The sequence below is a fragment of the Frankia gtarii genome, assembly GCF_025403375.1.
In the GTDB taxonomy this organism is placed as follows: domain Bacteria; phylum Actinomycetota; class Actinomycetes; order Frankiales; family Frankiaceae; genus Frankia; species Frankia gtarii.
In genome coordinates this window covers 1-21324 of sequence record NZ_JAMPTM010000101.1, presented here as the reverse complement: position 1 = coordinate 21324, position 21324 = coordinate 1, and the positions used below count along the sequence as shown (strand labels likewise).

The 21324-nt window shown below is 69.9% G+C and carries 23 protein-coding genes; 16 read left to right on the top strand and 7 right to left on the bottom strand.

Going from position 1 to position 21324, the window contains the following annotated elements:
- The first annotated feature begins 101 nt into the window (after window positions 1-101).
- On the top strand, window positions 102-677 hold the full coding sequence (locus NBZ83_RS16215; protein ID WP_261566511.1) for a heme-binding beta-barrel domain-containing protein: 576 nt from the start codon (window positions 102-104) through the stop codon (window positions 675-677).
- 200 nt (window positions 678-877) lie between these two features.
- The gene (locus NBZ83_RS16210) at window positions 878-1522 is read left to right on the top strand and encodes a hypothetical protein (protein ID WP_261566510.1); all 645 of its coding nucleotides are present in this window, start codon (window positions 878-880) and stop codon (window positions 1520-1522) included.
- A 76-nt stretch (window positions 1523-1598) separates the two neighbouring features.
- Here NBZ83_RS16210 and NBZ83_RS33870 read toward each other — a convergent pair whose 3' ends face one another.
- Window positions 1599-2009, bottom strand: coding sequence for a transposase (locus NBZ83_RS33870; RefSeq protein ID WP_368861864.1), 411 nt, complete (start codon window positions 2007-2009; stop codon window positions 1599-1601).
- Window positions 2010-2058: 49 nt separating this feature from the next.
- Window positions 2059-2685 (bottom strand): lytic transglycosylase domain-containing protein, encoded by a 627-nt coding sequence (locus tag NBZ83_RS16205; RefSeq protein WP_261575319.1) that lies wholly within the window; start codon window positions 2683-2685, stop codon window positions 2059-2061.
- Between the two features lie 109 nt (window positions 2686-2794).
- On the opposite strand from NBZ83_RS16205, the gene NBZ83_RS16200 reads away from it, so the two are divergent.
- The 8 genes from NBZ83_RS16200 (at window position 2795) to NBZ83_RS16170 (ending at window position 10399) form a co-directional block, all read left to right on the top strand.
- Window positions 2795-3736, top strand: coding sequence for an RHS repeat-associated core domain-containing protein (locus tag NBZ83_RS16200; protein ID WP_261575317.1), 942 nt, complete (start codon window positions 2795-2797; stop codon window positions 3734-3736).
- Window positions 3737-4751: 1015 nt separating this feature from the next.
- Complete coding sequence (locus NBZ83_RS16195) at window positions 4752-5180, top strand: hypothetical protein (protein ID WP_261575315.1); 429 nt, start codon at window positions 4752-4754, stop codon at window positions 5178-5180.
- 347 nt (window positions 5181-5527) lie between these two features.
- Entirely contained in the window at window positions 5528-5839 is a 312-nt protein-coding gene (locus tag NBZ83_RS33375) for a hypothetical protein (protein ID WP_261575320.1), read from the top strand.
- A gap of 853 nt (window positions 5840-6692) precedes the next feature.
- Window positions 6693-7724, top strand: coding sequence for an RHS repeat-associated core domain-containing protein (locus NBZ83_RS16185; RefSeq protein ID WP_261566507.1), 1032 nt, complete (start codon window positions 6693-6695; stop codon window positions 7722-7724).
- A 46-nt stretch (window positions 7725-7770) separates the two neighbouring features.
- A complete protein-coding gene (locus tag NBZ83_RS33865; protein ID WP_368861863.1) occupies window positions 7771-7953 on the top strand; it encodes a hypothetical protein in 183 nt (60 codons plus the stop codon).
- Between the two features lie 386 nt (window positions 7954-8339).
- Window positions 8340-9212, top strand: a complete 873-nt coding sequence (locus tag NBZ83_RS16180; protein WP_261566506.1) for an RHS repeat domain-containing protein — start codon at window positions 8340-8342, stop codon at window positions 9210-9212.
- 22 nt (window positions 9213-9234) lie between these two features.
- Window positions 9235-9984: a hypothetical protein gene (locus NBZ83_RS16175; RefSeq protein WP_261566505.1), complete on the top strand. Its 750-nt coding sequence runs from the start codon at window positions 9235-9237 to the stop codon at window positions 9982-9984.
- 46 nt (window positions 9985-10030) lie between these two features.
- Window positions 10031-10399, top strand: a complete 369-nt coding sequence (locus tag NBZ83_RS16170) for a hypothetical protein (RefSeq protein WP_261566504.1) — start codon at window positions 10031-10033, stop codon at window positions 10397-10399.
- 89 nt (window positions 10400-10488) lie between these two features.
- Here the strand turns inward: NBZ83_RS16170 and NBZ83_RS16165 are convergent, their stop codons facing one another.
- Entirely contained in the window at window positions 10489-12039 is a 1551-nt protein-coding gene (locus tag NBZ83_RS16165) for an FAD/NAD(P)-binding protein (protein ID WP_261575314.1), read from the bottom strand.
- 8 nt (window positions 12040-12047) lie between these two features.
- On the bottom strand, window positions 12048-12227 hold the full coding sequence (locus NBZ83_RS16160) for a hypothetical protein (protein ID WP_261566502.1): 180 nt from the start codon (window positions 12225-12227) through the stop codon (window positions 12048-12050).
- A gap of 84 nt (window positions 12228-12311) precedes the next feature.
- Between NBZ83_RS16160 and NBZ83_RS16155 the strand changes: the two genes are divergently transcribed.
- The 3 genes from NBZ83_RS16155 to NBZ83_RS16145 are packed head-to-tail and all read left to right on the top strand — an operon-like array spanning window position 12312 to window position 16298.
- On the top strand, window positions 12312-13046 hold the full coding sequence (locus tag NBZ83_RS16155; protein WP_261575313.1) for an ABC transporter ATP-binding protein: 735 nt from the start codon (window positions 12312-12314) through the stop codon (window positions 13044-13046).
- A complete protein-coding gene (locus NBZ83_RS16150) occupies window positions 13043-15550 on the top strand; it encodes an ABC transporter permease (RefSeq protein WP_261575312.1) in 2508 nt (835 codons plus the stop codon). The genes NBZ83_RS16155 and NBZ83_RS16150 overlap by 4 nt, the downstream gene beginning before the upstream one ends.
- 40 nt (window positions 15551-15590) lie before the next feature.
- Window positions 15591-16298, top strand: a complete 708-nt coding sequence (locus tag NBZ83_RS16145) for a hypothetical protein (protein ID WP_261566499.1) — start codon at window positions 15591-15593, stop codon at window positions 16296-16298.
- Window positions 16299-16340: 42 nt separating this feature from the next.
- Here the strand turns inward: NBZ83_RS16145 and NBZ83_RS16140 are convergent, their stop codons facing one another.
- Both NBZ83_RS16140 and NBZ83_RS16135 read right to left on the bottom strand, forming a co-directional pair.
- A complete protein-coding gene (locus NBZ83_RS16140; protein ID WP_261566498.1) occupies window positions 16341-17198 on the bottom strand; it encodes an SIR2 family NAD-dependent protein deacylase in 858 nt (285 codons plus the stop codon).
- A complete protein-coding gene (locus tag NBZ83_RS16135; RefSeq protein WP_261566497.1) occupies window positions 17195-17692 on the bottom strand; it encodes a hypothetical protein in 498 nt (165 codons plus the stop codon). The genes NBZ83_RS16140 and NBZ83_RS16135 overlap by 4 nt, the downstream gene beginning before the upstream one ends.
- A 172-nt stretch (window positions 17693-17864) precedes the next feature.
- On the opposite strand from NBZ83_RS16135, the gene NBZ83_RS16130 reads away from it, so the two are divergent.
- Window positions 17865-18413 (top strand): SigE family RNA polymerase sigma factor, encoded by a 549-nt coding sequence (locus NBZ83_RS16130; RefSeq protein WP_261566496.1) that lies wholly within the window; start codon window positions 17865-17867, stop codon window positions 18411-18413.
- Window positions 18410-19579 (top strand): hypothetical protein, encoded by a 1170-nt coding sequence (locus NBZ83_RS16125; protein WP_261575311.1) that lies wholly within the window; start codon window positions 18410-18412, stop codon window positions 19577-19579. Before NBZ83_RS16130 ends, NBZ83_RS16125 begins: the two co-directional genes overlap by 4 nt.
- Here NBZ83_RS16125 and NBZ83_RS16120 read toward each other — a convergent pair.
- On the bottom strand, window positions 19480-20097 hold the full coding sequence (locus NBZ83_RS16120; protein ID WP_261566494.1) for a TetR/AcrR family transcriptional regulator: 618 nt from the start codon (window positions 20095-20097) through the stop codon (window positions 19480-19482). The genes NBZ83_RS16125 and NBZ83_RS16120 overlap by 100 nt on opposite strands.
- 158 nt (window positions 20098-20255) lie before the next feature.
- On the opposite strand from NBZ83_RS16120, the gene NBZ83_RS16115 reads away from it, so the two are divergent.
- The coding region (locus NBZ83_RS16115; RefSeq protein ID WP_261575310.1) for a cation diffusion facilitator family transporter at window positions 20256-21324 on the top strand (1069 nt) is incomplete at its 3' end.

Genomic DNA, 21324 nt, shown 5'->3' with positions numbered 1-21324 from the left:
GGTCAGGGCCGACGGACTTCGGGGGCTCGCCACGTAATGTCTGGATGTTCCGGTGGTTTTGTGCCGGTTTCGGAAGTTTTTCAGTCTAGGAGGGTTCGGCGTTGACGGAGAAGGTTGGTCCGGAGTGGGGGCCGCTGGCGGCCCTGGCCGGCGAGTGGGAGGGCGACCAGGGTGTCGACGTCGCCTTCGGCAACGTCGAGGGTTCGATGATCACCACCCCGTACCGTGAGAAGGTCACGCTGAAGCCGTTCGGCCCGGTGGCCAACGGCACGCAGCATCTCTACGGCCTCGACTACAAGATGGCGGCGTGGCGGTTCGGCGAGGAGGCCCCGTTCCACACCGAGCTCGGCTACTGGCTGTGGGACGCCGAGCTCGGCCACGTCATGCGCAGCTTCCTGGTGCCCCGCGGGCAGACCCTGATCGCCGGCGGCGTCGTCGCGCCCGACGCGACCAGCTTCACCCTGCGCGCGGACCTCGGCTCCACCACGTACGGCATCCTGTCCAACCCGTACCTGGCCCGCGCGGCGAACACCACCGCGTACGAGGTGACCATCACCGTCAACCCCGACGGCAGCTTCGCCTACGACGAGACCACCACGATCGACCACTCGCGGGTGAGTAGCGGCCCGGTCGCCCACACCGACCGCAACATCCTGCGCCCCCTGCCCGGCGCCTGACACCGGTGGCCCGCAGTTGCGGTGCGTTCCGTACGGTCCGAACTCATCGAAACCGTACCCAGCGCACCGCAACCGGCGCCGCGTCAGGTCACGTTTGCCCTGTACCGGCGGCCACTCCCGACCATGGTGCCGATAATCTCCCGAAACCCACTCGCGGCATGGATGTGCCGCGCTGATGGCTCGAGAGAGGCCAGGTCGTCGTGCGACTGTCATCGTGGAACCGCCGGGCGGACCATCGGTCCGCCCGGGGCTGGTCGCTGGGGGGCACGGTGCTGTGCGGCCTGCTCCTGCTGAGCGGCTGCGGTGCAAGCGGTTCCACCGGGTCGTCCGGGGTGACCCCGGCCGGCTCCACCGCCGCGGCCGCGTCCACCGCCGCGACCGGGACCGGGACCGCCGCGGCCAGAACCGGTGCGACGGTCCCGGCCGCCGGCGCGTCGTCCGGTGCCCCCGCCGGCGCGCGGAACCTGCAGGTGGATGATGCGCTGCGCGGGCAACTCGTCGTCGCGTGGGTCAACGGGCATCAGGGGCCGGACAGTGCGGTCCTCACTCGCTCGGACGTGGCGTCGACCAGCAACGGCTCGGTCTACTACGCGCAGGAGACCAGCACCGGGACCTACTGGGCCGTGGCCGATTTCGAGCCGTCGGCAAGCGCCCTGGCGAAGGGCAAGAAACTCAACGGGGCAGCGGGTGACCCCCTCATCGCCTTCCAGGACGGTCCGTGGCTGTTCACCCGGCCCAGGGGCGGATCATGGAAGCTGGCCGGCGACACGGGCGGGCAGCTCTGCGCCACAACGCTGCCGACCGCCGTCGCCGCGGTGTGGAAACTGCCCCGAGAAGGCTGCTGATCCGAAGATCGTTCGGAACGTGGGAAGGCTGCCGCCCGCGCCGATCATGATGCCGTCGGGGTGTGTCTGGCCGACATCAATGATCTTGGGGATTCCGCGGCTCGGGTAACCGCCCAGCCCGCGCTCCTCGCCGTTCCGGCGATCCGTGTCGCTCGCCGTCTGGCCGCTCGTCGGGAAGCGGTGTGGCGGTCCGCGAGGTGACCAGCGGCATGGCGGTGCGCAGGAGACCGAGGGCCCGTCGCAGTTCGGCGTTCTCCCGGGTGAGGCGGCGTATCTCGGTCTGATGGCGACGGAGGTCGGCGTGGACGAGAGCGTCAGCGGACTCAGTTTGACGGATCCAGTTCCGCAGGGTCTCGGCGCTAATGGCAAGAGTCGCGGCCACCGCCTGGATCGCCGCCCATTCGGAGGTGTGACCTGACCGGGCCCGGATGACCTGGGTGACGGCCTGCGCGCGGAAGGCCGGGGGGTAACGGGTTGGGCGTGGCATCGTGTCTCGTTTCGGTCCGGCACACCGCGGCGGTGGGGTTGGCCTGGCATCAGGGGGCGGAGGTCTGCGAGGCGGGTGATCCGGGGCCGTCCGCGGGGGTGAGAGAGACGACGAGCAGGGAACCGCCTGGCGAGACGGTCGGGGCAGGCGCGGCCGGGGAGGTCGTCGGCTGGGAGCCGCCCGTCGAGGGGGGGGACAGACGGGAGCGGGGTCGGTGCGGTAGCGGTCGTCCGGGCGGTGCCGGAGGGTGATGCCGCGGTTGGCCGGGGCGCGCTGGTTCCCGCCGGGACGGAGCTCGTTGGCGGGGGCGGCTGTGCTGGCGAGGGCGGCTGTGCTGGCGAGGCAGGTGTGCTGGCGAGGCAGGTGTGGGTATCGGGGTGGGCATGGCGGGCGGCTGGGGCGAGGGCCTCGTCGTCGGCGCGGCGTCCGCACCGGGGAGTACCGGCGTGGTGGTGTAACCGGCGGTCCAGGCGAGGACGGCGCGCAGGTAGCTCGCCGAGGGGTTGTAGCTGTAGATCGCGGCCCGCAGCGCGGCGGGGTCGGTGAGGTCGCGGTCGTGGCGGCAGAGGTATCCGGCGGCGGAGAGGGTCGCGTCGTCGACGTTGTTCGGGTCGGCCCGGCCGTCGCCCGATCCATCGCGGCCCGCCCACGCCCAGGTGGTGGGGATGAACTGCATCGGCCCGACGGCCCGGTCGTAGCGGCGGTCGTCGTCGAGTCGCCCGCCGTCGAGTCGCCCGCCGTCGGTGTCCCGGACCAGTGCGCGGCTGTCGTGTCCGTCCAGTGCCGTGCCGACGGCGCTGGCCTATGCGAAGGACGGCAACCCCTGGCTGGCGTTTTCCGAGGCGAACTCGGTCTACGGTCAGGTTCGGTCGGAGGCGACGCCGGCGTCGGTGAAGGCGTTGGGTTACGATCCGTCGGGCCGGTTGACCTCGGTGGCGGATACGGTGAATTACGGCGGTCCGGCCTCCTGCACGAGCCGGGTGTATGCCTATGATGCGGATTCGAATCGGTTGTCGTTGACGAGCTACCCGGATGGTGGGGGTAGTGATGCGGGTACCTGCTCGACGTTAACGTCGGCCACCGGTTATTCTTTCGCCTATGATCAGGCGGACCGGCTCACCAACTCCGGGTATGCCTATGATCTGTTCGGTCGGACGACGACGGATCCGTATCCGCCGGCCGGGTCGTCGGCGAGTCTCGGCTACTACGTGAACGATCTCGTTGCCAGCGAAACCGTCGGCTCGTCGACCAGGTCCTACGCGTTGGACCCGGCCCGCCGGGTCCGGTCGTGGACGGACGGGTCGTCGACGTCGACGAATCATTACACGTCCGCGTCGGGGGACAGTCCGGCGTGGATCGGGGCCGGCAGCAGCTGGTCGCGGAACATCACCGGGATCGGCGGGGACCTGGCCGCCGTCCAGACCGACACCGGTGCGGTGACGTTGCAGTTGGCGAACCTGCACGGCGATGTGGTGGCTACCGTCGATGACTCGACGTCGGTGACCTCGCCGGCGAGCTATGCGGAGTCCACCGAGTTCGGCAGCCCGTACTTCCCGAGCTCGGCCTATTCGCGTTACGGCTGGCTCGGCGCGAAGCAGCGCTCCCGCGACACCCTGTCCGGTCTCACCCTGATGGGTGTCCGTCTCTACGATCCCAGCCTCGGCCGTTTACTCCAGACCGACCCGGTCCCCGGCGGCTCGGACAACGCCTACGACTACGCCCACTAGGACCCCTACAACACCTTCGACATCGACGGAACCTGGTCCTGGAAGAAAGCTGTCAAGAAAGCCACACGAACGGCAGTAAAGTATCGACGGCAGATCGCCGGAGTGGCGGCAATTGGAGCCTGCTTCGCCAGCGTGCTCATATGCGCGGGCGCGCAGGCGGCGGCGTTCGGGATCCGTGCACAGTATCGAATTAGCCATCAGGGCTTCCGCCGCGCGTTGCGGGCTAACGCTGGTGACGCCATTTTCTCGACGGCGAACTTTGGAGGCGTCTGGTACCCGTTGAAGAGAACGGCGAGTCTTGCCGCAACGGGAAGGAGAACGAAATACATACTCAAAGCAGGGGGTGCTGTGAGCGGCATAGCCAATTTTGTGGGCGGTTACTCGCGTAGCCGAGATCGTAGGTACTATGCGCCATGATAGAGGTAAGGGTGTAAGGAGAGGAAGTTCGACGGTGATTCGCCCATACCTTTATCGAACCTTTACCGGAATCTGCTGCTCTATCTTCGTGCTGCTCGGGATCACATACTTCTTGCCATCTGATGAGAATTCCAATGAAGGGGGTCGGGTCCTCGGCGGAATAATTGCTGTAGTCTTTTTGGTCGCGCTCCTTCGTTGCGTGAGATCAAGGATTGTCATTAGGGCTGATGAGGTGACCTTCTGCCAGATAGGGCGAACTCGAACGATGCGCTGGTCGGGAGTTGAAACGGTCGCTATTATTGACGCCGGGGAAATTCTTCCCTGGCGGATTCCGGTCGTAACTTTGAGTGGCGGTCGTAAGCTTCGTCTCGACGAGTTCCGAAGCCTTCGGAGAGCGTCGGGGTCGACCGCGGAGCGCACATATCGGGATCTGATGGAGGCGAAAAATAGGTCCTCCGTCGAGTAGCTCCTCAGCCCTACCTGTCAAGATGGTGCGAGACAGGTGATGTCTGTCAACCAGTGACGAGGGCGGGTAGGGAGCGCGAGCCAGATGGACATGGGGCTGACAGCAGCTCGCCGGCCGGTCGACGATGGTCCGGTGAGCGAGGACGAGGCGCAGCAGGGGCGCCGGCCGGATCCGGAGGTGCCCGCGAGGGCGAGGCGGCGGCAGTTCTCGTCCGCCTACAAGATGCGGATCTTGAACGAGTATGAGGCGGCGACCGCGCCGGGCGCGAAGGGTGCGATCCTGCGCCGGGAAGGCCTGTACTCTGCGCACCTCGTCGAATGGCGGAAACTCCGCGATGCGGGTGCGTCGGCGGGTCTGTCGAAGTCGAAAGGTCGGCCGCCGGCCGACGAGCGGGACAAAGAACTGGAAAAGCTGCGGGCGGAGAAACTGACGTTGGAGAAGGAGCTGGCGAAGGCCCAGTTCGTGAGCGACGTCCAGGGAAAACTTGCCGCGCTTTTGGAGAAGCTGTCCGAGAGCGCTCCCGACGAGAACCCCGCCTCGCCGAAGAAGCCGAACGGCTGACCGAAGAAGCCCTCGCCCGGCTGGTTCCCGAGATCGGTGCCAAAGCCGCCTGCGAGGTGGTGGGACGGTCGAGGGCCACGCATTACCGGCGGCATCGGAAAAGCCCCGCACCGGCCCGTCCGGTCCCGGTCCCGCACCGGGCGCGGCGCCAGCCGCGGGCGTTGGGCGCCGCGGAACGCGACCGGGTCCTGGCCGTGCTGCACTCGCCGCGGTTCGCCGACGCCAGTCCCGCCCAGGTGTCCATTCAGGGGTGGGCGGTCGTAGGTCGCTGACCTTGGGGTTTGTGTTGAGGGGACACGTCGTGGTCGTTGCTTGATCGGCGTGGTTGGGCGTGGAGGATCGGGGTTGTGGCTGACTCGTCCGCGTCGTGGGAGCCGCGTCTGGCGGCGGCCGAGGCGCGGATCGAGGAGCTTGCTGGCGGGCAGGCCGCGGCTCTGGTGGCGAACGAGCGGCTGGTGTTGGTGAACGAGCGGCTGCGGCGGGTTGTTCAGGCGTGCCAGTCTGCGACGGTCTCGCTTCCCGCTGGTTACGTGACGAAGGGGAGGAGTCGCTCGCTCGCTGACGTGTCATTCGGCAGTGGCCTGGGCGTTGGCAGAGGAATCTCCCTTGGGGCTCATGCGGTGGACATCATTCCTCTCGGAAAGTATTGTGCGAGATGAGCGGCAATCGTTTCCGGGGTGCTTACGTCCATGTCTGGTTCCAGAGAACGTCGAGTTACTGGCGTCTGTTCACCGTGGCTCCGGACCTCTGCGTACAGCACCGTGCGTTCTGGCGAACCACGACCATCCGCCGCGACGAGGTTTCTCAGGTTCTGTACGAGAGGAGGGACCTGGACCTCGGGCTCTGTGGGACTGTTAGCTTCCTCGACGGATATGGGAACCGGTTTGGTCTTTCGTTCATCCCGCTGCGGCCTAAGCGAGTGCTCGACGCACTCGTCCAGGACGGCTGGCCGGTCCGAGCCGAACGAGTGAGTCTTCTCGGCCGGCGCTCCGAGAAAGTCACGCCAAGCGCGCACCGTAGTGAGAGTGACGACGCGACACCACCTACAGCCAAGCGTCCGCAGCCGCCAAGCAAAGGGTGAACCCGTCGGTGTGACGGGCCAAGCCCGACGCAGGGCAGGAAGCGCTAGAGCCCGGCGGCGAGCCCCCGCCGCCGGGCCATCTGCCAGGGCACTCCCGTCTGGCAGGCCAATGAGTTCGGCAGCTCCTGGATGATCGTCACGGATCCGCCTGCTCCTCGGGATCCGCTGCGCGACGAGCTGGCGGTGCTGCGTAGGCCGACAACGGTGAGCCGACGGCGCTGGCCTATGCGAAGGACGGCAACCCCTGGCTGACGTTTTCCGAGGCGAACTCGGTCTACGGTCAGGTCCGGTCGGAGGCGACACCTGCGTCGGTGAAGACGTTGGGTTACGACCCGTCGGGCCGGTTGACGTCAGTGGCGGATACGGTGAGTTACGGCGGTCCGGCCTCCTGCACCACCCGGACGTACGCCTATGATGCGGATTCGAATCGGTTGTCGTTGACGAGCTACCCGGATGGTGGGGGTAGCGACGCGGGTACCTGCTCGACGTCAACGTCGGCCACCGGTTATTCTTTCGCCTATGATCAGGCGGACCGGCTCACCAACTCCGGGTATGCCTATGATCTGTTCGGTCGGACGACGACGGATCCGTATCCGCCGGCCGGGTCGTCGGCGAGTCTCGGCTACTACGTGAACGATCTCGTTGCCAGCGAAACCGTCGGCTCGTCGACCAGGTCCTACGCGTTGGACCCGGCCCGCCGGGTCCGGTCGTGGACGGACGGGTCGTCGACGTCGACGAATCATTACACGTCCGCGTCGGGGGACAGTCCGGCGTGGATCGGGGCCGGCAGCAGCTGGTCGCGGAACATCACCGGGATCGGCGGGGACCTGGCCGCCGTCCAGACCGACACCGGCGCGGTTACCCTTCAACTCGCCAATCTGCACGGCGATGTGGTCGCGACCGTCGACGACTCGACGTCGGCGACGTCTCCGGCGAGCTACGCGGAGTCGACCGAGTTCGGCAGCCCGTACTTCCCGAGCTCGGCCTACCCGCGTTACGGCTGGCTCGGCGCGAAGCAGCGTTCCCGCGACACCCTGTCCGGCCTCACCCTGATGGGCGTCCGTCTCTACGATCCCAGCCTCGGCCGCTTCCTCCAGACCGACCCGGTCCCCGGCGGCTCGGACAACGCCTACGACTACGCCCACCAGGACCCCTACAACACCTACGACCTCGACGGTAAGCGGTTTCACTTTAGAAGGTTTATTACGCGGCGAAATATCGGTGTTATTGCGGTCGCGCTACTGGGTGTCTACGGCGCAACCGCCTGCGTTGCCTCAATCGTATGTGGGGTTGCGGCTGGAGCCGTTTTAGGTGCCTCTGCTTATGCCGTAAGGGCCAGGAAGCCGACGTCTCGGGAACTCTACAAGGCTGCAGCTATGGGCGGTCTCACAGGGGGTGCAGGAAAGGCGATCAAGAGGGTGCAGGAAAGGAAGCCGAGGCCAAGAGGGCGTCATCGACGGTAGATTGATCATTGGAACCGAGGGAAACCTCTTTCCGGGACGGTGAAAGTTGGCAGGCAAGATCCCGCGGGTCACTGAGATACTCGAGGCGATTGCACTAGTTGCTGTCATCTTGGCGCTTGAAAACTATTTTGTTGAAGATGACATCTTCTCGACCGTTCTATTCTTGATCTTTGCCGTTGTAAGTATCTCAATCCTTATTCTTCGGCGGGTTGCCGTGAAGAGGAGGTAGTCGGAAAGTTGGCCGGGGCGGCCTCAATCAAGTCGTCCCGGCCGTTTCGGGAATCGCTGGGAGCTGCTTTACGAGGTCGCTCCATCGGCTGTGGAAACCCGCGTTCGACGCAGCCACGCTGGCCTGACCTGTAGGGGTGGGCACCGGTTCGGCGTCGTTGACGTACACGGCGAACTGCGACGTCGAGAGGAACGGAAGGCCGACGGCCAGGGGCGCACGACGCGGATCCTCGCCCCGGTGCTGGCCCTTGCCCCGAGGCTGGCTGGGGTGACCTGCTCGGGCGGTCTTGGTGCCGGCTGCCGGATGTTGACCATCACCTATGCCACAACCGCAACCGCCGATGATGGCGATCCGGCGACGTGGGGTGATTACGCCGGGCGGATCAGGTGACGGCGTCCGCCTACGACGGCAGCAGTGACACTGATCCCCGCAAGGTGATCAACGGCTACGAGGCGAAGACGGGCGCGGACGGGGCGACGTCCGGGTGGACGCTGCGCAGGCCGACGACGGTGACCACCTGGATGGGTGGCGGGTCGGATCCGGACGTCGTCCGGACCTCCTTCTACAACCTTGCCGGTCAGCCGGTGGAGGTCCGCCAGCCGAAGGCGAACGCGGCCGGTACCGATGCGTTCAGCGCGGTCACCTCGTACTTCACCCCGACCGGGTCGGGTGGCTGCGTCAACGCCTCGTGGGCCGGCCTGGCCTGCTCGGAGGGTCCCGCGGCGCAGCCGAGCTCGGGCAACGCACTGCCGGTCACGACCTACACCTACAACAACCTCAACGAGCCGCTGACCGCGGTCGAGACCGTCGGTTCCACGACGAGGACGACGACGACGGCCTACGACGCGGCGGGCCGCAAGACCTCCGCGGCCCGCGCGGTGAGCCCCGCGGGCGACGGCGGCACCGCGGTGCCGACCGCGACGTTCGGTTACAGCACCTCGACCGGCCTGCCGACCACGACGACCGCGAACAGCGTCACCCTGACCACCGGCTACGACAGCTGGGGGCACGTCAGTTCGCAGACCGACGCCGACGGCAACACCGCGACCACCAGCTATGACATTGACGGCGCGCCTGCCACGGTCAACGACGGCAAGGGCACCTACACCTACGACAGTTCCACCGAGCATCGTGGTCTGGTCACGAGCCTGGACGTCGGGGCGGGTTCGGCGCCCTCGAGATTCACCGCCACGTACAACGGCGACGGCGCCCTCGCGTCCGAGACCTATCCGAGCGGCCTGGGCGCCACATGGCGGTGACAACACCGCCAGCCCCACCGCTTTGACGTATGCCAAGAGCGGGACGACCTGGCTGGGTTACAGCGAGATCGACAACATCAACGGCCAGGGCCGGATCGTCGGAACCCCGAACCAGGGCATCGAGTATCTCTACGACCCCTCCGGCCGGCTCACCTTGGCCCGCGACGTCCGCGCCAGTAGCAGCACCCAGACGTGCACGTCACGGCGCTACGTCTACGACGCTGATTCCAACCGCACGCAGGAGATCTCCTACCCCGACGCCGGCACCAACAGTCCCGGCGCGATCTGCAGCACCTCCACCACCCCCACCTACACCCTCACTCACAGCTACGACCAGGCGGACCGGGAGACCGACACCGGCTACGTCTACGACAAGTTCGGCCGCACCACGACCGTCCCGGCCGCCGACGCCGGCGGAACCGCACTGACCGTCGGTTACAACGCCGACGACATGGTCGCCGCCGAAACCCAGGGCTCGACCACCCGCACCTACGCCCTCGACCCGGCCCGGCGCATCCGTTCCTGGACCCAGGGTTCCACCACCTCGACCAACCACTACACCGACGGCACGGGTGACAGCCCCGCGTGGATCGGTGTCACCGGCGGCACCTGGACCCGCAACGTCCACGGCCTCGGCACCGACCTGGCGGCCACCCAGGACAGCACCGGCACCGTCACCCTCCAACTCGCCGATCGACATCGGCCTGTTCACTCCCTACGTCGACCACAGGTCACTGAGTGTTCGCCTGGCGAGCATTGCGGCTTTGGCTGAGCGCGGAGACGCATCGTGTACGGAGAGGCTCATCGATGCCCTGGCGGTGAGGAGCGAGGAGACGCAGGAGGCGGCGCTGTTCGCGCTTATCGCGGTCGGGGACGCGCGTGCCTGTGACGCGGTGCTGCGTCGGCTGGAGCTGGACTCCACCCGGGACCGCGGCTACTTCTTCAGCTTCATAAAGCTTGAACTGACCTTCCTCGCCCAGCACGTTCGGGACCGTCCCGAGGTCCTGGCGGCAGCCCGGCGCATCACGGTCAGGAACTGGAAGCGGCGCACGGATCCCGAGCAGAAGTGGATCGCCCGGTACCTGCCCCAGGTGTCTCCGGAAAGCCCGGATCACCTGCCACCTCCTTCCAGCGAGGTGGTCGAGGAGATCCGGCGGCTCGCCCTGGAGGCCGCTCGCGCCGACTGAGATCCTGCCGATCTGCGGTCATGGCGAGACGGCGGAACAGGACGAGGAAAACGAGCCTGGGTGGATCGTGCCCGGGGTGGATCGCGGGGTCAGATCGGTTGCAGGACGTCGCGCCCGGCGTGGCGGAAGGGGCGGCGTGCCCTGTGCACGATGTCCCCCCGGATCGAGGTGACGATGTCGACGGCCCGGTCCACCAGGGACTGGATGCCGAAGGTGAAGAAGAGGCTGCCCATCGCGAGATCCCCGAGCGCGTACAGCCGCCGGTCCGGGCGTGCCTTCACCGTCAGGCGGCTGGTGGCCCGCTCGAGGTGGAACCCGCCGCGCGGATGCCGCTCGGCCAGGCCGGCGTCCACCAGCGAGGCCAGCACCGGCGCGGCGAGGTCGCTGACGCCGCCGAGGCGGCCGTTGACGGCGTTGACGACGACGCTCGCCCGATGCTCGCCGTGGGCGGTGCTCGCGACGAAGCCGCCCGCCCCCGGCTCGATCCGCCGGAGTCCTCCGATCAGCCCGAGCTGCCCGGATTCCAGCAGGTGCAGCAGCGCGGCGGCGCTGGCGGGCGGCATCGGACAGCACAGGCTCATGAAGGCACGGTGGTGCTCGGTCAGCAGGCGGTCCTTGTCGTGCTCGGGCAGCAGCGGCCAGACATCCGGTCCGACATCGGGCATGATCTGCTGCAGGATGCGCAGCGGGCCGTCCGGTGCGTTGACCGCACCGAGCTGCCGGCGCAGCCGGTGCGTGGGCTCCTCCCGGCGGGCGGCGTTGATCTCCGTCCGCACGGCGGCGATGTCCTCGCCCGCCGCCGCGAGCTCGTTGCCGATCATGGTGATCAGGTCGGCCAGGGGCAGTGATCCACCCGAGGCGGCCATCGCCCGCAAGCGCGCCGCGGTGATGTGGCGCGGCGTGAACCTGGCGGGCCGTTGCCGCACGGCGGGCAGGACCGCCTGCCGGGAATGCAGCTGAATCCTGCCGGTGTGGCCGCGGGCGGCCAGGGCGAGGGCCACGTCGACCGCGGTCAGCCCGCTGCCGATCACGGCCAGGTCATCGTCGCGGGGGATCGTGGCCAGCATCTCGGCGGCCGGGTAGGGATCTCGCACGAATCCGGCGGACCCGGCCAGCCCGTACGGGTCGGCGGGTTTTCCCGCGCCGGTGGCGAGGACCGCGTAGTCGACCTCGTGATCCTCACCGCCCGCTGCGCGCAGGGCCAGGCCGTGGCGGGTTGACACGGCGCGGTGAACCATGCGCCGCCTGAGCTCGACGTGCCAGCCTCGCGCGGCCAACGTCACCAGCGCCACCCTGGCGGACTGCTCCAGGTAGTCGCCGAACACTGCCCGCGGGATGAACGGCGCACCGGAGATGGGGTCGAGAAACGATGTCTCGGTGTCGACGAAGAGCCTACGGGCGGTGAGCCATTCGGCGAGATGACCGACGTCGCCCGCCCGTACCGACATGTCCTGCGGTATCGCGTTGACCCGCATCGTGTCCAGGTCCGGCTGATAGGGGCGACCGCGCCACAGGTGTCGCCCGCCGTCAAAGATCGTCAGTTTCCCGGCGGGCAGGTCCTGCTGCTGGGCCAGCGCGTCCAGCAGGCAGACCGCGGACGCGCCGCCACCAATCACGCCGATCTTCGGAGTGGCTGACATCGCCTACCTCAACTGTTGGCTCTCCGGTAGCCGAGGTGGTCGTCCAACGTGTCGGCCGCCACCCCCATCGTCGTCTCGAAGCCGGCGTCCGTCACCTCGGGGTCGCCGACGGGCCCGTCGAGCCGGGCTGGACCGAACGTCAGCCGGACACCCGTGTCGCCGGGCGGAGCGGCAGGCGGAATCTGCATCCCTGGCCTCGGCGGTAGGCGTCGCACGCGCGGGGTTGCCGAGGGCGTACGCGCGGTTGCTCTGGGCGTAGGAAGATGTGGGTCATGCACGGTGATGCGCATGTGGTCGGACTGGAGCAGGTTGCCAAGTCCTACGGCGGCGATCTGGCCGGGGTGACGGCGCTGCGCGACGTCAGCATCGGATTCAGCCGCGGTGCCTTCACCGCGGTCATGGGTCCCTCCGGCTCCGGCAAGAGCACGCTGCTGCACTGCGCCGCCGGACTCGACCGCCCCACCTCGGGATCGGTCTGGCTGGCGGGACACGATCTCGCGCGAATGCCGGAGCCGGACCTGACGGAGCTGCGGCGCCGGGCAATGGGATTCGTCTTCCAGTCGTTCAACCTCGTCGAATCGTTGACGGCCCTGGAGAACATCACGCTGCCCTTCCGATTGTCCGGTACCCGCGCCGACCGGGCGTGGGTACGCGAGGTCGTGGCGCGCACCAGCCTGCAGGAGCGGGTCCAGCATCGGCCGGCGGCGCTGTCCGGCGGGCAGCAGCAGCGGGTGGCCATCGCCCGCGCGCTGATCACCCGCCCGGAGATCGTGTTCGCCGACGAGCCCACCGGGGCGCTGGACGGTGAGTCCGGCCGGGGAGTGCTGCGGCTGCTGCGGGAGGCGGTCGACCACTACGGCCAGACCGTGGTTATGGTCACCCACGACGCCGGTGCCGCCGCGTACGCCGACGAGGTCGTGTTCCTCTCCGAGGGACGGATCGTGGACACCATGCCCCGGCCGTCGGCCGAGGCGGTGGCCCAGCGCCTGCTCCGGCTTGGCGGGTGACGACGGTGCTCTGGTTGGCACTGCGGACACTGCGGGCGCGCAGATCCGCCTTCCTCGGCTCCTTCGTCGCGCTGGTGTGCGCCTGCGCGTTGATCACTGCGTGCGGGGTGCTGTTCCAGTCCGCGCTCACGTCTCACCCGCTGCCCGAGCGCTACCGGGATGTCCCTCTGGTGGTCGCGGGCAGGCAGTCGCTGGCGTTCACCTACGGCTCGGGGGACGGGAAGAACACCGAGCACGTGGCACTGCCGGAACGGGTACGCCCGGCGGCGAACATCGCCGCCCGGCTGCGTGCCGTCTCCGGTGTGGGGCAGGTGGTCGCGGACGTCTCGCTGCCCGTCGGACTGGCCGCGGCCGGAACCGAAATTCCCACCCCCGACGTCGTGCAGCTGCACGGTTGGGGCAGCGCCCAGCTCACCCCCTACCGACTGACGCAGGGACGCGCACCCGCCGGCCCCGCGGAGGTGGTGGTCGACGCCCACCTCGCCCGCTCCACGCATCTGCGCCCGGGAAGCCGGGTGACCGTGGCCGCCACCGACCCGGCACCGGGCGATTACACCGTCGTCGGTGTCGCCGCCCCCCACCGGGCCGATCCTGGTCCCGCGGTCTTCGTCTCCGACGCCGAGGCGAACCGCCTCACCGCGGGCCTGGTGGACGTCTTCGGCATCTACCCCGCCCCCGGCGCCGACTCCACCGCCGTGGCCAAGTCGGTACGTCCGGTCCTGCGGGGCCTGCCGCTGACGGTGCGCACCGGCGACGGCCGCGGCAGCGCCGAGTTCCTCGACGTGGACACCGCCGTGGAGAACGTCGTCGCGCTCAGCGCGACCTTCGGCGGTATCTCGATGGCGGTCGCGCTGTTCGTCCTCGCCGGCACCCTGGCGTTGTCGGCGCAGCAGCGCCGGCGCGAACTGGCCCTGCTGCGGGCCGTGGGCGCCACCGGACGCCAGATCCGCCGCCTGGTCGGCGGGGAGACCCTGGTGCTCGGCCTGCTCGCCTGCCTGCCCGGCCTGGCGGGCGGCGTCGCGCTGGCCTGGGCCGGCCGCGCCGTCCTGGTCGACCATGGGGTGGCACCCGCGGCGATGCGCCTGGACGTGGGATGGATCCCACTGCTCGTCGGCGCGGGCGCCACCGCGCTTACCGCGCAGCTCGCCGTGCTGGTCACCGGACTGCGAGCGGGCCGCCTGCGTCCGGCACAGGCCCTGTACGAGGCCGTCGTCCCGCCTGCCCGGCTCGGATTCGGACGGTTTCTGCTCGGGCTGCTGTGTGCGGCCGGCGGGATCGGCGTGGTCGCCACCACCCGTTTCCTCACCGGCGGCGTGCTCACCGCGATCGCCGCCGGCGCCGTCCTGCTCCTGCTGGTCGCCGCCGCACTGCTCGGCCCCCTGGTGGCCCGCCTGGCCCTCGCCCTGCTCGGCCCCTTCATTCGCGGCCTGTCCCGCACCAGCGGCTTCCTCGCCGTGGCCAACAGCAGGGCTCACACCCGCCGGGTCACCTCGGTGTTCACCCCCCTCGTGCTGTGCACCGCCCTCGGCGGAACCCTGCTGTTCCTCCAGACCAGCCGCTCCCACGCCGGCGAGGTGCAGGGCCGCGACCGCGTGCTGGCCGACCAGGCGCTCACCGCCCGGCAGGGACTGCCCGCAGGCGTCGTCGACACCGTCCGCGCCACCCCCGGCGTCACCGCGGCGGCCGGCATCACCCCCACCACCGTCGTCACTGGCGGATCGGACAGCTACCCCGCCCAGGCCGTCACCCCCGGCGACGTCTCCGGCCTGCTCGACCTCGACGTCACCGCCGGCTCACTGGCCGACCTGCACGGCGACACCGTCGCCCTGAGCACCGACCGGGCCCACGGCAAACACGTGGGTGGCCTGGTCCGGCTGTGGCTCGGCGACGGCACCCGACGCGACCTGCGCCTGGTCGCCGTCTACCGGCGCAGCATCGGCGTCGGCGACTACCTGCTGCCATCCGCGGTCGTCGCCACCCACACCACCAGCCCCCTGATCCAGACCGTCCTGGTCGACACCGACCCGCAGGCCCACCTCGACTGGCAGGCACTGGCCGCCGCCCACCCCGGGCTGCGCATCCACGGCCGCGCCGCCCTCGCCAGCGCCGAACAGCAGCAGGAGGACCTCGGCGCCTGGACCAACTACCTGCTGGTCGCCCTGCTCGTCGCCTTCGCCGCGATCGCCGTCGTCAACACCCTGGCCATGGCCATCCTGGAACGCGGCCGGGAGTTCGCCACCCTGCGACTGACCGGCGCCACCCGCCGCCAGGTGCTGCGCATGGTGCGCTGGGAAGCCGTCCTCATCACCGTCATCGCCCTCGCCGTCGGCACCGCCATCACCGCCATCACCGTGGTGCCCTTCAGCCAGGGCATCAGCGGAAACGGCACACCATACGTACCACCGCAGTGGGCCGCCGCCCTGCTGGGCTCCGGCCTGCTGCTCGCCCTGGCCGGAAGCCTGCTGCCCGCCCGCGCCGTGCTGCGCAGCCTTCGCACCGACTAGCAGGAAACCGGGCCATCGGGAGACAAGGCGGAATATTGGTATGATCTACCTCGTCGTTCGCGGAGTAGTCGTTGGACTTGTCGTCGGAACTCCTCTTGCGAGCATTCAGCTGCTGACTGCAAAGTCCCCTGATAGCGGTTATGACTGGCATCGGTTCTTCCTGTTTCTTGGCGCCACAACATCGATTTCCCTGGGTGGACTCATCGGGGTCGGAATGCGGATGCGCGGGTCAGGGTCGGCTCGGATAATGAAGGGTTATGGCAGAGGATTCGGCGACGGTTCGACAGTTGAGGTCCTGCTGTATTCGGCAGGAACTACTGTTCTCCCCCTCGCGGATGTGCCAGCCAACCAGGACCTGCTGGCCTATCGTCGCCTGAATGCGAAACGGCCACATCCCAAGGGGGACATGGCCCTCGACGGATGGCGGTTGAACACACATCCCGACCTCGTCGAGCATCTGAGTAAACTAGCTCCGGACCCCCGCGATGTGGTGCCCGTGTATGGCGTTCCGGTGATCGTGGCGAACGGAATTGCGGCTGTCGTCGCGCTCGGCACGGACTGGTTGGTATTCCGTCTGCCGGAGCCGCCGGTCGACGTGGAGCTGAACTCGCCGATTCCCTCGTTGAAGAGCAGTAATGGCTGGCACAGCGTGCGCGCCTGGCAGTCGGGAGTTTCCATACCGGAGGCCCACGGCAAGCTGCGAGCGCTCATCCGTGACGCGATGCGGTATGCCGCCACGCTGGCGTGATCCACCCGGCGTGTCGAGGTACCCGGATCTGTGCGGTGATAGTCACAGGCGGGCGTCGATACTGGTCAGGGCGCACAGCGAGCCGAGCGGCACGGACACGCCCGCCCCGGGACGGATCGCGGGCTCGGCGGGGTTGATGCGGATCAGGCGGCCGTCGGCGAGAGATTCGGCGGTGCGGCGCACGGTCGGCACGGCGGTGCCCGCGCCGATCTCCACGACCGCCAGCGGGCCGTCGCCGCTCGGGCCGGCCACAGTGTCCAGCCAGGACGAACAGGAGCGCAGCGTGGCATCGGTGCGTCCGCTCAGCCAGGAGCCGTCGCCGAACATGAGGATGTTCGGCCGGGCCAGATCCCCACACGACGGGCAGCGCGGCAGCGGCCCGCGGGCGCGCATCGTGTCCGGGTCGACGTCCACCTCGACGCTGTCGGCCGGCCAGATCCGCCCGTCGCAGGGGCCGGCGCACTGCAGATGGTGGATCGAGCCGTGCACCTCCGCCACCGCGTCGATACCGGCTCGCTGGAACTGGCCGTCGACGTTGGAGGTGAACACGTGCAGCCCGCCGGGCAGCCGCGCGCCCCATCGGCGTAGCACGGCGAAACCCTCGTGCGGCACGGTCGCCCGGTACAGGCCGAGGCGGTGGCCGTAGAAGCCCCAGGCCAGCGTCGGATCATCGCGGAAGTGGACCGGATCGGCGAGCTCCACGAACGACAGCCCGAGCCGCCTGTACGGCGGGTAGGCCCGCCAGAAGCCGGCGTCGCCGCGGAAATCCGGCAGCCCCGAATCCACGCCCATGCCGGCGCCGGCACACACCAGCAGCGCGCCGGCGTCCGCGAGCAGCGCGGCGGCGGCGTCCAACGAGGCCTCGACCTCGGAGGTGAACCCTCGCGCCGAAGCGGTCACGCCGCCGCCCCTGCCCCCGCCACCAGGTGGGCGGTGCTACTCGAGAGGTGGGCGGTGCTACTCGAATCCTCGACGACGTGCACCGGGCCGCATGCCGTGCCCTTGGCAAAGGACAGGATCATCCTGGCGGTCACCGTATCCGGCGTGATCCCGTTTCGTTCGAACCTGCTCGGTATGTGCCGCAGGGCGGCAGCCTCGCCGTCGGGCGCAGGCTGACCCGTTGACGGGTCCCGCAGGTCGTCCAGGCAGACATGAGTGACGTCCGAGGCGATGGCCTCATCCGACCGGCCGTCGGCCAGGTCCGGGAACGTCGTACGGAACACCTCCACGAACGAGGCCACCCCGGGCCGCTGCTGGAAATCCTCGAACGGGCCCGCGGTGGGAGGCGCACCCGCGGGCGGGTCGGCCTGCCCATCCCCGGCCGAGGTACATCCGGCCAGCGCCACCAGCGCCACCAGTGCGATCCCACACACGACGGCGCTACGTACTCGCATGACGTTCCCTCTCCATCCTCCGAAGGCCGCGGGGCCGGCGTGAGTCGTCGCGTCCATTGTCGCCGGGCGGTTCAGGCGAATTCGCGGACGGTGTCAACCTGGCGCCGCCCAGTGGCGTTAGGGAGGGCGTCGGGGAGTGCGGGGAAGCGCGGGAGAGGAAGGGACGTGTCGGGTGCGGGAACGCGACGAGCGGGCGTTCGAGGAGTTCGTCGCCCACAGCGGCGACCGGCTGTTGCGCAGCGCGGTGCTGCTGGTCGGCGATCGGGGGGCCGCCGAGGATCTGCTGCAGGGGGCATTGGAACGCACCTACCGGCACTGGCCGCGGGTGTCCACCGGGCAGCCGGAGGCGTACGTGCGCCGCGTGCTGGTGAACGCGGCGGCCAGCCGCTGGCGGCGGCGGCGGATCCGGGAGGTGCCGTGGGAGCCGGCCACGGCGGGCGTGGCCGGCCAGCCTGACCACGCCGAGCGGCTGGTGCAGCGTGACGGGCTGATCCAGGCGCTGCTGACGCTGCCTGTGCGCCAGCGAGCGGTGCTCGTGCTGCGCTACCTCGACGACCTGCCGGAAGCCGAGGTCGCCGCCGTGCTGGGGTGCAGCGTCGGGTCGGTCAAGAGTCAGGCGTCGCGCGGGCTGGCCCGGCTGCGGGCCAGCGCGCATCTAGGCAGTGCCCCGCAGCAGGGGGAGTGGGGCGATGCCCTGCCGGTCGTGAGGAGGAGTTCGTGAGCAGCAACGACGTCGAACGGGAGCTGCGGGACGAACGGGAGCTGCGGGACGCCATGCTGGCGGCGACGGCGCGGGTTGTGGCGAGGCCGGACACGGCGGCGGCGGTCCGCGGCCGGTTCCGCCAGCGCCGGCACACCCGGCGGGCCGTCGCGGCGGCGGTCGCGGCGGTCATCGTGGTGGCCGTCCCGTCCGGGCTGGTGCTGGCCCGCCCGGACGGTGACCCGGTGGAGGTTCGTCCCGCCCGTCCGGTGCCGACTGTCGGGCCGATACCGTCGGCCACTGCGGCTGCCGGGGCGGTCCGGGCCAATGCGGGCGGCATCAAGGTCACCTGGCTGCCCGCCGGGGTGACCTTCGACTCCGCGGGTGTCGGGGTGAGTCAGAACACCGGTAATGCCCTCCGCTACCGCGCGGACTACGTCGGGATGTCCGCCGGGAGGCGCTCCTTCGTCTCCGTCGAGGCGCAGTGGGGTACGACGCCGGCCCTGGCGGCGGTCGAGGCGACCCGGCGGGCGGCGCAACCGCAGCGGACCTTCACCCCGACGACGGTCCGCGGACATCCGGGGCTGCTCACCCGGATGGCGGCCAAGGACGAGTTCAGCCTGATCTGGATCGAGCGGGACGGGCTGCTGCTGGAAGTCGCCGGGGGCACCCCGGTGACCGAGGACGACGTGCGCCGCGTCGCCGAGGGACTCGTCGCGGCCGAGCCCCGGCCGGCCACCGACCCGGCGGTCGAGCGGATGGTCCGCCAGGCGCTCACCCGGGCCTTCGCCGCCGGGGTGGACCCGGACACGGCGCTCGCCGCGATCGAGGACGGCCGGCCCCTGGCCGCCACGCGGGCGCGGTACCTGGCCCGCCATCCCGGCGCCGCCCGGACGCTGCGGGTGGACGTGCACGCCGTCGCCGCCCTGGACGCCACCCACGCCGTGGCCACGTTCACCCTGACGTTCGACGACCCGACGCTGATTCTGCCGGCGCCGGACCGCGGCGACCCGGCCGGCATCCGGTCCCATGACGTCGGCGGCACCGTGGTGCGCACGGCGGTGGGCTGGCAGGTCAGCCGGGACACCTACTGCAGGCTCGCCGCGGAGGCATGCCCGCCACCCGCGCCCAGGGGCGGCAGCACGCCGGGGGCGGGACGCAGCCCGTCGACGAGTAGCGCGAGGTAGCGCCGGCGGTCGAGGCCGGCGGGATCCTCGGGGTGCACTGTGGCCAGGGCCATCACGATGACCGCGGACAGGTCCCGGCGGTCGAGCTCGGGGCGGACGACGCCGGCGTCGCGGGCGCGGGCGAGCAGGCGCTCCATCGACTCCAGGTAACGGTGCACCCCCGCGGCCTGGAAGGCGTCGGTCTCGCGGGCGAGCGCCAGGATCACCTGCCGGCCGGCGAGCGCCGCCACGGTGGCCTCCAGCGCGCCGACGAGGTCGTGCCACGGGTCGCCGGTCTCCCGCGCCACCTGCGGCACGATCTCGGTGCTGACGAGATGGTCGAACACGGCGCGCAGCAGCTGGTCGCGGTTGCGGAACCGGCGGTAGACGGTGGCGACGCCCACCCCGGCGCGCCTGGCCACCTCCTCCAGGGTGACGGCCCGCCCGACGTCCTCGAACGCCTCGTCGGCCGCGGCGATGATCCGCTCGTAGTTGCGTGCCGCGTCGACCCGCAGACCCCGCCCGCCCGTTGCTGTCATCGGGGCACGCTAGCAGCGCGCGACCCGGTTCCGCGTCGGTCGGGTGGAGGCCGGCAGATCGGGCGGGTGAGCGGCGGCCTGGCGGCCGGTCGCGATCCGTCGGACACATCGGGCCCGGTCGGGTTACAAGACGGTCATCGCGGGCTAGAGACGAAGGCATGCCCGCTGACACGGATGACGCGTCCGCCGTCTCGCCCGTCCCGGTGCCGCAGCCGGCAACCGAGAGCCTCACGGCACCGCCCGCCCCCACGGAACTGCCGCCGGAGGCGCAGGACGCGATCCCGCTACAGCAGGACGGCGGTGCCGGCAAGAGCGAAAGCGGCCTCACCGTCGCCATCGCCTTCGTGGCGAACCTGATCATCGCGATCGCGAAGACCGGGGCGGCCCTGCTCACCGGCTCCGCCTCGATGGTCGCCGAGGCCGCGCACTCCTGGGCCGACGCCGGCAACGAGGTCTTCCTGGTGATGGCGAACCGGCGCTCGCGGCGCCCGCCGGAGCCCGGCCACCCGCTCGGGTTCGGCCGGGAGGCCTACGTCTGGGCGCTGTTCGCGGCGATGGGGCTGTTCGTCGCCGGGGGCGCGGTGTCGATCACTCATGGTGTGCAGGAGCTGTTCGCGGGCGAGTCCGGCGGGGACTACCTGGTCGCCTACATCGTGCTGGCGGTGTCGTTCCTGCTGGAGGGGACCTCGTTCCTGCAGTCGGTCCGCCAGGCCAGGCCCGAGGCAGCGTCGATGAACCGGGACGTCATCGAGCATGTGGTGGAGACGTCCGACCCGACGCTGCGCGCGGTCTTCGCCGAGGACTCCGCGGCGCTCGCCGGCATCGTCATCGCCGCCCTCGGCCTGGCGCTGCACCAGATCACCGGCATGGCGGCCTTCGACGCGATCGGTTCGATCCTGGTCGGGGTGCTGCTCGGGGTGGTGGCCATCGTGCTCATCGGCCGCAACCGCCGCTTCCTCATCGGGCAGGAGGCCGACCCGCAGGTGCGGGACGCGACGCTGCGGGCCCTGCTCGCGCTGCCCGAGGTCGACCGGGTCACCCGGCTGCGCCTGGAAGTCGTCGGCCCGAGGATGATCACCGTGGTCGGGGATGTGGACCTGATCGGCGACGACATCGAGCCCAACGTCGCGATGCGCCTGCGCGGTGTGGAGGCCAAGCTGTCCGCCTCGCCCGCCGTCGTCGACGCCGTGCTCAGCCTCTCCGCCCCCGACGAGCTCTCCCTCAACC

Coding starts and splice junctions, on each gene's coding strand:
- NBZ83_RS33870 (WP_368861864.1), bottom strand. CDS start 2,009: ATGCCACGCCCAACCCGTTACCCCCCGGCCTTCCGCGCGCAGGCCGTC.
- NBZ83_RS16205 (WP_261575319.1), bottom strand. CDS start 2,685: ATGCAGTTCATCCCCACCACCTGGGCGTGGGCGGGCCGCGATGGATCG.
- NBZ83_RS16165 (WP_261575314.1), bottom strand. CDS start 12,039: ATGTCAGCCACTCCGAAGATCGGCGTGATTGGTGGCGGCGCGTCCGCG.
- NBZ83_RS16160 (WP_261566502.1), bottom strand. CDS start 12,227: ATGCAGATTCCGCCTGCCGCTCCGCCCGGCGACACGGGTGTCCGGCTG.
- NBZ83_RS16155 (WP_261575313.1), top strand. CDS start 12,312: ATGCACGGTGATGCGCATGTGGTCGGACTGGAGCAGGTTGCCAAGTCC.
- NBZ83_RS16145 (WP_261566499.1), top strand. CDS start 15,591: ATGATCTACCTCGTCGTTCGCGGAGTAGTCGTTGGACTTGTCGTCGGA.
- NBZ83_RS16135 (WP_261566497.1), bottom strand. CDS start 17,692: ATGCGAGTACGTAGCGCCGTCGTGTGTGGGATCGCACTGGTGGCGCTG.
- NBZ83_RS16120 (WP_261566494.1), bottom strand. CDS start 20,097: ATGACAGCAACGGGCGGGCGGGGTCTGCGGGTCGACGCGGCACGCAAC.